Source organism: Streptomyces sp. NPDC002130 (genome assembly GCF_040296465.1).
In the GTDB taxonomy this organism is placed as follows: Bacteria; Actinomycetota; Actinomycetes; order Streptomycetales; family Streptomycetaceae; genus Streptomyces.
In genome coordinates, this window is sequence record NZ_JBEOXI010000591.1 from 1 (window position 1) to 2,238 (window position 2,238).

The 2,238-nt window shown below is 61.9% G+C and carries 2 protein-coding genes; one reads left to right on the forward strand and one right to left on the reverse strand.

Annotated features, from left to right (window positions below):
* Nucleotides 1–139 precede the first annotated feature (139 nt).
* Complete coding sequence (locus ABT116_RS43225) at nt 140–1,144, reverse strand: AraC family transcriptional regulator (RefSeq protein ID WP_298776411.1); 1,005 nt, start codon at nt 1,142–1,144, stop codon at nt 140–142.
* A 200-nt stretch (nt 1,145–1,344) separates the two neighbouring features.
* Between ABT116_RS43225 and ABT116_RS43230 the strand changes: the two genes are divergently transcribed.
* Nucleotides 1,345–2,238 (forward strand): quinone oxidoreductase family protein (locus ABT116_RS43230; protein WP_351646235.1); only part of this gene is annotated, 894 nt, incomplete at its 3' end.

Genomic DNA, 2,238 nt, shown 5'->3' on the forward strand with positions numbered 1-2,238 from the left:
TAGCTCGCGTACGCCTAGATCACCCATGGCACGGCGCCAGCCGCGAGACCCGCCACGAGCACGAGGAGGAGTCGCCATCGGCGGCGCGCCAGGGCCTCTGTGTGGGTGGCAACGATCGCCTACGTCGGAGTCGTGCTGGTCAGCTGATCGAGCGTTGAGCCCGCCACGCGCTCGGGCTCATCGAGAACTGAGTGCGAAACCAGCGCGAGAAGCTACCCTGCGTCGAAAACCCCAGGTGTACCGCCACTTCGGTCAAAGAATAGCGAGGGTTGGCGACAAATCGTTCCGCGAGGGTGCTTCGGACCGAATTGAGAACGGCAGTGAACGTATCTCCGGATTCGGCGAGATGGCGGTGCAGTGTCCGCCGGTCGAATCCGAGGCTTCGTGCTACCTGCTCGACCGAGCAGCGGCCGGTCGGAAGCAGAACTTCGATCAATTCCTTGGTGCGGCTGAGTGTGTCGGAGGTTTCCGATGCGGGAAGTGAGTCGAGGAACTGGCGAGCGTACGGCCGGAGCAACTCGTCGGACAGTTGGTTTGCCGCATCCAGGTCGGCGGCGAAGAAAACGATTCCGGTGAATTCGTGATCGAATTCCACGGTGTCGCCGAGGATTCGTCGATGCGTGCTCGTATCTTTCGGGGCATTGTGCGTTAATCCCACGCTGACCGGATGCCATCGAGAACCCAGAAAACTTCGCAGGATCTGCAGCGTCGCGCCGACTGCGAGTTCGACGCTCTGTCTGGTGTCGACCGGCTCGCCGACCTCGAGCGAGATTCGCAGGGTGGCGAGTCCGTTGACCTCGTTCAATCGAATGCGTAATGACTCGTTGTACGTGTGCTCGTATCGCATCAATACGTCGAGCGCGCTCCTGACGTCTGGTTCTTCCCTGATGACCAAGCTGAGGGGACCGAGATTGGACAGTCGACGCAGGCCGGCGAGTAGAAGCCCGAAGTCTTCGTGTCCGGACTCCGCTGCCGATCGCTCCAGGAGCGATGCGATGGAGGCGGCCGGTACCCATTGGTCCGGGTTCGCCAGACTTGCCGGGCTCAGGCCGACACTTCTCATCAGGGCCACAGCGTCGACGTCCACTGTTCGGCACAGGTCGACGTAGCGGTTCAGTGATGCGTAACGGGCGAGTGGCTTCATGGGGCCTCCTTTACTCGATGTCCCGAAATGTTGTGTTGCGTGTCTCGTCAAGTTAAGCATGTGAGCCGGATCTCACATAGTTTTGTTCACATCAGTTCGGCACGACCGCGAAGTCGAGCACCGACTTCTGGAAGTTGTTGCGTACGAATGCAGCTCGACCGCAATCGAGTCGAGTCCGCCCACAGAATTGGAGAGCATCGATGGCAAACGCCATTCGGTTCCACGAGATCGGCACACCGTCCGTCATGCGTTGGGAAGAGATCGAGGTAGGACGACCGGGCGTCGGAGAGGTTCGAGTTCGCCATGAAGCGGTGGGGTTGAACTTCGCCGACACCTACTTTCGAAGCGGCCTCTACCCTGCGCAATTGCCTGCCGGGATGGGCGTTGAGGGCGCCGGCGTGGTCGAAGAGATCGGCGAGGGAGTCGTCGATTTTGCAGTGGGGGACCGCGTGACCTACACCGGCAGTCCGCTGGGTGCGTACGCCACCGAGCGGATCATGGCGTCGTCCGACCTGATCGCGCTTCCCGACGGCATTGCCTTCGACACCGCGGCCGCCATGACCATGCGAGGGTTGACTGCCGCATACCTTCTGCGGCGCATCTACCCGTTGAAAGCGGGGGACACCGTGTTGCTGCATGCTGCGGCCGGTGGTGTCGGACTGATCTTCACCCAGTGGGCAAAACTGTTGGGAATCAAAGTGATCGGCACGGTGTCGAGCGACGAGAAGGCGAGCGTCGCCCGAGCGCACGGGTGCGATGAAGTCGTCATCTACACCCGCGAGGACGTCGTCGCACGTGTCAAGGAGATCACCGGGGGCGTCGGCGTGCCGGTTGTCTACGACAGTATCGGGCAATCCACCTTCGACATCTCACTCGATTGCCTTGCCAGGCGCGGGCTGCTGGTGTGCTTCGGAACGGCCTCCGGACCGACTCCGCCGATTCAGGCAATGCAGTTGGCAGTCAAGGGATCTCTTTTCCTCACACGTCCGGCTCTTGCCGATTACATCGCGGATTCCGGGTTGCCGGTCATCGTGCCGTTCCCGCTGCCGGCTCCGGCGGGACACCACCGCGCGCAGGACCCGCCGCCCCTCGAC

Coding starts and splice junctions, on each gene's coding strand:
- ABT116_RS43225 (WP_298776411.1), bottom strand. CDS start 1,144: ATGAAGCCACTCGCCCGTTACGCATCACTGAACCGCTACGTCGACCTG.